The sequence below is a fragment of the Pseudomonas sp. UBA6276 genome, assembly GCF_002438365.1.
GTDB classification, from domain to species: Bacteria; Pseudomonadota; Gammaproteobacteria; order Pseudomonadales; family Pseudomonadaceae; genus Aquipseudomonas; species Aquipseudomonas coleopterorum.
Genome location: NZ_DJUS01000017.1, coordinates 1 through 213, shown reverse-complemented (window position 1 = coordinate 213; position 213 = coordinate 1). Strand labels below are relative to the sequence as shown.

Annotated in this window: 1 pseudogene; it reads right to left on the bottom strand. The window is 62.0% G+C overall.

The features are described from left to right. A pseudogene (locus B2V21_RS02635) lies at positions 1-213 on the bottom strand (pyruvate carboxylase subunit B); the annotation flags it as partial.

Genomic DNA, 213 nt, shown 5'->3' with positions numbered 1-213 from the left:
TGGTGATGGTCTTGTAGCGCTCGCCGGCCAACACGTTGAAAAACGCCTGGGTACCGACGATCTGCGAGGTAGGCGTGACCAGGGGCGGAAAACCCAGGTCCTCACGCACCTTCGGAATCTCGGCCAGCACCTCGTTCATACGGTTCAGCGCGCCCTGCTCCTTCAGCTGGTTGGCCAGGTTGGAGATCATGCCGCCGGGCACCTGGTTGACCT